General features: G+C 41.8%; 6 protein-coding genes. 1 reads left to right on the forward strand and 5 read right to left on the reverse strand.

Translation table 11 applies throughout. The features are described from left to right. Positions 1-146 precede the first annotated feature (146 nt). Positions 147-2,099, forward strand: coding sequence for an asparagine synthetase B (locus tag Q0081_RS23465; protein WP_298359470.1), 1,953 nt, complete (start codon positions 147-149; stop codon positions 2,097-2,099). On the opposite strand, the gene Q0081_RS23470 is transcribed toward Q0081_RS23465, so the two are convergent. The 5 genes from Q0081_RS23470 to Q0081_RS23490 form a co-directional block, all read right to left on the reverse strand. After that, the gene (locus Q0081_RS23470) at positions 2,050-3,264 is read right to left on the reverse strand and encodes a nucleotidyltransferase family protein (RefSeq protein ID WP_298359473.1); all 1,215 of its coding nucleotides are present in this window, start codon (positions 3,262-3,264) and stop codon (positions 2,050-2,052) included. The genes Q0081_RS23465 and Q0081_RS23470 overlap by 50 nt on opposite strands. Then, positions 3,261-4,184 carry a serine kinase gene (locus Q0081_RS23475; RefSeq protein WP_298359476.1) on the reverse strand — a complete coding sequence of 308 codons (924 nt, stop codon included), beginning with the start codon at positions 4,182-4,184 and terminating at the stop codon, positions 3,261-3,263. Before Q0081_RS23475 ends, Q0081_RS23470 begins: the two co-directional genes overlap by 4 nt. Continuing rightward, positions 4,175-4,615, reverse strand: coding sequence for a lasso peptide biosynthesis B2 protein (locus Q0081_RS23480; RefSeq protein ID WP_298359479.1), 441 nt, complete (start codon positions 4,613-4,615; stop codon positions 4,175-4,177). The genes Q0081_RS23475 and Q0081_RS23480 overlap by 10 nt, the downstream gene beginning before the upstream one ends. Further along, positions 4,587-4,874 (reverse strand): PqqD family peptide modification chaperone, encoded by a 288-nt coding sequence (locus tag Q0081_RS23485; RefSeq protein WP_298359481.1) that lies wholly within the window; start codon positions 4,872-4,874, stop codon positions 4,587-4,589. The genes Q0081_RS23480 and Q0081_RS23485 overlap by 29 nt, the downstream gene beginning before the upstream one ends. Before the next feature lie 250 nt (positions 4,875-5,124). Beyond that, on the reverse strand, positions 5,125-6,348 hold the full coding sequence (locus Q0081_RS23490; protein ID WP_298359484.1) for an ice-binding family protein: 1,224 nt from the start codon (positions 6,346-6,348) through the stop codon (positions 5,125-5,127). Between the last annotated feature and the right edge of the window lie 119 nt (positions 6,349-6,467).

Below are 6,467 nucleotides of genomic sequence, written 5' to 3' on the forward strand. Positions count from 1 at the left end.
TCAATAGCCGTTATTTAGTGAAGATAATAAAGTAATTCTGAATTGCAAGAAAGTAAGTTGGACGTTGATTGTTTACGCTGACAATTATCTGTACCTTAAAGTTTTAGAGAGGCACAGGTTGCCATCATTTTTTATCGCTGACGACTATGGGTGGAATTGCGGGAATGATTCGGTTTGATGGCAACGCTGTGTCATTCAAAGACATCACTCAGATTGAAAACCATCTCAAGCACCGCGGCAAAGTAACGAGCCAAGTAAATGAGCAGGGAATCCTATGGGTATTTGGTGGTTCGATTGAGGCAGACAACACGGCCGACGTCTTCGCCACCACCGACGCTGACATTTTTAATACTTCTGAACATCAAGGATTTATTACCAATTATCTCCATAAGGGCTCATTATCCTTCAATAAGCTTAATGCTGATTTTGCCGTGGCTTTGTGGGATACCCGTCGGCAATCGATTGTTTGTGCTCGCGATATTTTAGGCGTAAAACCGCTGTATTATGTGCATCGACCGGGCCGATTTTTTGCCTTTGCTTCCGAACTAAAAGCCTTGATTGCGATTGAGGACGTAGCTGTTATTCCCAATCCACACAAATTCAGAGAATACCTAACTTGGACGACCGAATATGTACCGTACAGCTCAGAAACTTTCTACGAACACATTTATAGTATTCTGCCGGGACACTATCTTGAGGTAAAGGCGCACGAAGTACGATTACTGCCTTTTTGGAAACCCAACCTTGACCGTTTCAGCAAACTGAGCGATGCAGAAGACTATTCAATAGTGTTCAAAGACCGGTTTACCGCAGCAATTGATGCCCGAATGAAAGCTAAAAATCGAGTTGGTGCCCATTTGAGCGGCGGACTGGATTCATCCTCAGTGAGTTGTGTAGCTCAACAATTACTCAACCGGCAAAATCGACCTTCCCTGCATACCTTTACCATTGATACCGGATTGGCTTCCACGGATGAATCCGAGTATGTAAAAGCCGTTGTGAATCAACACCATACAGAACATCACACCGTATTTCCGGTGACAGATGTGCTTGATTCTATTCTAAAAATAAATAACTTATTCGACCGTCCCGAGCATTTTATCATTCCCTCCAGTTTTCACCTGAGTGTATCCGTAAAGGCGCAACAATTGGGCTGTGATTGTCTCCTGACCGGTCACGACGGCGATAGTGTGGCTACGACCGGGTTTGAGTACTTGGATCAATTAATTGACAACGAAGATTGGGAAGAATTGAGGTTGGCCTGTCAGCAATTTGTCTCCTTCCCTACTCGAAACCTGTCCTATCTCCATGACCATTGGTCGAGTCTAAATGATCAGTCAAAATTTGAAAAATATACGTTGTACATCATTGGAGCGGAAGTAAAGAAGCGATTTAAATCAATGCCATTCCATACTTTTTTGAAAACAATTCAGGCTCAGAAGCAACTTCTTGGGCTTTCTACCTCGGCTATTGTGACTTATTGTGTCCAACGAATCTACAATAAAATCACCCATAAAAACGGCATTGACAACGCGCTGAACCCTGATTTTAAACAACGGATTACCCCACGACCACAACAAACTACCAAGGAGTTGACAGAGGGAATTTCATTGGAATATGACGTTTCAGTCAATCAAATCCTGAATACAACCAATGTGATTTGTAACGAGCAATTAAATCACATTGGCGCTTATTACGGACATCAGTATTCATTTCCTTTTTTTGACAAACAGGTGATTGAATTAGGCCTGTCAACTCCCTTAAAAATCAGCTATGACCATGGACGAGGGCGAGGTTTGATTCGTAATGGCCTGCAAACTATTCTACCTCCCGTTATTGTATCACGACTCTCGAAAGTCAATTTTGTAGAATACGGGAATCTTTCGGCGCAACAGCTCTATCTGTCTACCCATGAGCTTTTTATGCCTCCAGGTCATGCTATTTGGGGGATAATTGACCGTGTTATATTCTCTAAAATCGTAGAAATTGTGTTTAATCCACCCCTTCCGATGCAAAGAAAAACCCGCTATAATTGGCTGCTGAGTCGGATTATTTACCTGGCTCTTTGGCTAAGTTCGCTTCCGACCCGGAAAAGTTAAAGAGGAGAAAATTATAAATGGAACGAGTGGCGCGTATAAAAATAGTGATAAGACCTAATTCTTGAGGGATATAGAGCAGGTGTTCGCCAAATCGAAAAGTGCTGGCACGAAACACGCGACTGGTAAAAAACGTGAAATAAATTTTCACCAACTTCCCCACTTGCGTCTGCGCTTTTGTAAAAAACTTCAGTTGGGTAACAACAAGATTACTGTCTTTCATGGAATGACTTACTTCCCAGTTTTTTTCGTAAGCACCCGCTATGGAACGAACATCGCTTGCATTTAGCAATGCCTGAACAAACGGTGGCAATGGCAAATCCCAAATTTGCTGACACCAATGCAAGCCTACTAAAAAGGTCTTTTCCAACCCATACGACTGTAGTTTTTGAAGTAACCACGTCCAGTCAATCGTTTGGTCGTTCAATAAAAAATACAAATCGTTGATGTAAAAAATACGTTGCCAAAGGTCGGTCACTCCATGATGCGTTACCAACAATACCACCTGTAATTCAGCAAAGAAATCGGGATGAGCCTGAAAATCACTCATCTTGAAGGATTTGTAATGTTTATTGAAACACACAATAGACCAATGTAAATCAATATCGAATTGGCTACCCATTCCAACAAATGGCTTGAATAAACTTACCTCAGGCAAATCATCCAGCAGACTATACTCATTGTGCCTCCAAAAACGGGTATGAAGTTGATTCAGGTGGTACTGATGAGATTGCAATAGGCGAATTGCCTTGGGCGCATCTTCTGTTGCAACTAAAATATCAATATCACCACAAATTCGTAAGCTGCTTGTTGGGTAAAAATGCTCGGCTAAATAAACGCCTTTATACGTAATATGCTCAATGCCCTGATTGGACAAAAGTTCAGTAACCTGATGATATTCACGTTGTTTCAGTAACGTATCTATGGCCGAATGTTGACAGTCATTTCGTAATTTTAACAGAAAACTTTCGGGAGTTTCGGGAATAGTCTGAAGCATCTGATACAAAAAAGGAGTCAGTCGATGCCAATTGGCCAGCGTATATAGCCGATCCCAGTTAAGTTGGTTTTGCGTTAAAAAATGAGTCAATTGTAATTTTTTATTCTCAGAAATTTCTGCGGCACACACATGCAGCAATACAATTATTTCGGGCGAATAACCAGATTTCATTGATAACATTTTTTTAAGTGCTCCACAAACTCGTACAGCTTGGCAAAATCTTCGGGGCGATTCATTTTCAAAACGGGAACGCGCTGAGCAAGGACAACGCTTTTCTCAAAATAGTCTTTCAGGGCCACACCGTTTAACAGCGCATCGGGCAAGGGAAAATAACTGATCAATTCAACAGGCACCTGACTTTTGGGGAGTTCACCTGGCAACCTTACTGAATCCTTAGGATTAGTTAAAACAAAAATCTGTTTTAAAGGGACGGGATTTTCTTCAAACACAATCGAATCGTGCCATGAAAACTTAGTTGTCCCTTCACGAACAAGCGAGAGGTTTTCTTTTTGCAATTGCAACCCGACAACGCTGTTTTCCCAGATTTTGATTTGCGAAAAGGACGGAATCAATTTGGGGCTTCCTGACTCGTTGATATGGATACACACCATATCATCACTGACCACACTTACGCCTTTTTGCGCAAAAGCTGCCACGGTGGTGGATTTTCCGGCACCCGGTTCGCCCAAAAATATGATACCCTGCCCTCCGATTTGAACAGCACTTCCGTGCAGCAAAAAATAGTTTTTCTGAAACAAGACCAGACCAAGCGCTTCACTCAGCGTAAAAAGAGCAATGAGTTCCGCATCATTTTCCGTAGTTTCTACCAGCAATTCATTGCCATTGATGGCCATGAACGCCACCAAAGGTGACCAATCCAACCATAAACAATTATGGCTATTTTGGGCAAATCGGGCATTTAAACCCGCACGATGCACTTTTGTAGAGCCTAAGGGCGGGCTTTCCAACAGTCGCCTTCGTTTGATAGTCAAGTCAACCGTTGTGACCTTACTTGTTTCAAGGGGAGGGATCGGAATTTCAGAACCGATGGATAATCCGTATGCTTTGTAATAATATTTCGTCAATTCCATTCTAAAATGGGCTCAAATAATTGATTGGGCTGTTCACCGAGAATTATCTTGTTTTGGTAAACAATCCAAGCATGTGCCGAAAATCCTTCAAGTGTGCTTTTTTGTACCCCAATGTGAACCTGAACCCCGGGTTGATTTTTGAGTAACCACTTGGCCGTCAGCGCTTGAGTAAGACACGAAAAGCCCAATGGAATTTTAGAACTTACCAAATGTACCGCCCAAACCACTTCATATATCACTTCTTCAGAAAGGGATACTTTCTGAGGAAGTGACACTGTCGCAGGCGTCATAAAATACTTCAAAGGAAACAAAATCAATTGTCCTTTGAAGGTGGTCAATGCCATAAAAACTTTGGTCAAAAGCCATTTTTTACGTCGGCTAAGTGACCAAAGTTTTACGTAGTTATGCTGTTGCTTCGATAAGCTTTTCATGAAATAGGTTTTCTAAAAACAGCACTAATTCTTTCTGACAAAGAGACTCATCCACCTCAAATTCTTCCAGCAGATGTTCTTTGATTTTGTCCACAGACATTACCTTATTGGCTTGTAGGAGCGACCAGATAAAACCACCTATTTCATTCAATTCATAGTAATTTCCCACTTCGTAATTGAGTACGATTGTTTCTTTACCCAAAATGGAAGACGATTGGCTTTGTGCTATTTGAATACGGGTGTGGGACGTAATTACCATCAGGATAACCGTTTCAGCTAAATTTATCCGAAGAAGAATGTGCCGCCAAAACCATCGGAATTAGACCCGGTCTTTAACGTCAGTTTTTTAACATTCCCGAGGACTTTTACTTTGGGAGCTTTATAGGCCTTTTTAGGCGATGGAGCTGATATATGTATAGGCTTAGCAGTCATAATGCAAGATTTTAGGTAATTCGTTGATTATAAATAAGTTGTAAAACAAAAGAGGTGTGATTTAAAATGCTATCCGTTTATTCAATGATTAAACGATGCTTCCGGAGTTGGCCTCTTTCCAAAACCGTGAGAATATAGACCCCTGCCGACACCTTGCCGGTCGTTTTCAGCAAAAGATTACCCGACTGAATACCCGTTTTTTGAAGGGGCAGTAATCGACCATCCAAGCTGTAAAAATGCAGCAGAGCTGTTTCGGGTTCATCCAATCGAAGGGTAAAACGTCCGTCACTAAGAACCGGATTGGGAAATACGCCATACGCTTCATCGCGGAGAACTACCGAAACCGCTGGGTAAACAGTCGATTTTCCGCTTAAGTCAGTCTGCGTAAGCCGATAGTAGCTCGTTCCGGAATAAGCGTTTACGTCAGTAAGATGATAATTTTTCATAGCATTGCTGTTGGCTGCCACTTCACTCACCTCTCCTACTCTTTCAAATTGTTTGAGGTCTTTACTGCGCTCAATCAAAAAGCCTCTGTTATTGGTTTCCAGTGAAGTAATCCAAGCCAAATCAACCGTCTGATTTTTTTGAGCTTTGGCCGTGAACGATACCAGAGTTACGGGCAGCGGTAGGGCTACATTAGTAACTAAATTATTATTTAAAGTAATTGCCCCCACAGTTGAAAGCCCCCTGCCCTCAAGAGAAGCTGCTGTGCTTAAGAAAATAGCTCCCATCGCAAGTATAGTACCTTTAAAAGCCGAGCCAGTTCCCAAAGTGACAGCTCCATTTACCTGAAAAAATACATTATTGGCCGTAGCACCATTGGTCAAAATAATGTTTGAGGAAGTACCTGTCGTTAAAGCACTGTTTAATTTAATGATAAATATACCAAGCCCACTCAGAGTTAAGGTGCCATTTAATGTGGTAGGAGCTGCGGTATTCTGACAGGAAACACCCGGAACTAAAGTCTGACCACCAAGATCCGGTAGTATAAGAGTGCCACAAGCAAGGGGACTCAAAGAGTTGTAGACATTAACCACATCTATGGCTGCCTGAGCTGCTTCAGGAGAACTTGGTAAACGAATGTTTCCAATGACTGTTCCCGGAGGAAATCCACTAAAAGCACCTACATTAGTACCTATGTCACCTGTTATCATTGAAGCACCAGTGTTGGTCAAGGCGCCATTTGCCGTAAATAGGGCAAAGCTGGAAGCTGTTCCCAGATTGGGTGCCTGTCCAAAACATATATTCCCCAAAGAAGATAGAACAATAATAAATAATTTTAGTAATGATACTTTTTTCATCTCTTAGATTCAAGGAGTAAATGCAACTTTTAAAGAGGGCAAGAGAAGTAATATTTTTGAGAAAGAAGGGGTATCCCCCTTCTCCCCAAGGATAAATTACGTATAATTGCCTTCCGTCC

Source organism: Runella sp., from assembly GCF_027484545.1.
In the GTDB taxonomy this organism is placed as follows: Bacteria; Bacteroidota; Bacteroidia; order Cytophagales; family Spirosomataceae; genus Runella.